Raw genomic sequence first — 669 nt, forward strand, 5'->3', positions numbered from 1 at the left:
CGCTTGGCGCTGTGCACCGTCGCGCTGCTGCTGGCCGCTTCGGCGCTGGCTGAGCCGGTGGCCGATCTGGAAGGGCCGATGGGCGGCTGGCGCAACAGCAAGCTGACCAACGAGCTGGAACAGTACACCGCGGCGTATCCGAAACCCCCCGTGGACCGTGGCGCGCAAAAGTACCGCACGCTCATCGCCGGGCGCATCCGCGCGGCCGGCAAGCAGCGCCGCCCGCCGGTGCTCGTCGTCAACGGCAACGCCATGCCGCTGTATGGCGATGGCGAAGGCCGTTTTGCGCGCCCCTGGGCGTTCGGCCCCGGCTCGAACAGCGTCGAAATCGTCAGTGCCGACGGGCAGTCACGCCAACGCCTGCAGTTCTACGAGGCCGACACCACCAAGACATCGGCCAAGCTGCGCGCCGTCCTCACGTGGGACGACCCGCGCGCCGAGGTCGACATGCACGTCATTTCGCCGATTGGCGACCACGCGTTTTGGGCGCAGCCGCTGCTGTCCGACGGCGGCGGCCTCGACGTGGACAGCGTCGACGGTGCCGGGCCGGAGATTTTCTCGACCGCCGCGCCACGCCCGGGCGTGTGGCTGTTCTACGTGAACTATTGGGGCAACTTCAACGCCGGCGGCTACAACTTCAACGAAAAGGCACACGACCGGGATCTCATC

General features: G+C 68.2%; 1 protein-coding gene. It reads left to right on the forward strand.

Annotated elements, in window-relative coordinates; genetic code table 11:
• Window positions 1–669, forward strand: a 669-nt coding sequence (locus tag D1614_RS28160) for a DUF2135 domain-containing protein (RefSeq protein ID WP_206610158.1), incomplete at both ends; no start/stop codon positions are given.

The organism is Maribellus luteus (genome assembly GCF_003576475.1).
Classification (GTDB): Bacteria; Bacteroidota; Bacteroidia; order Bacteroidales; family Prolixibacteraceae; genus Draconibacterium; species Draconibacterium luteum.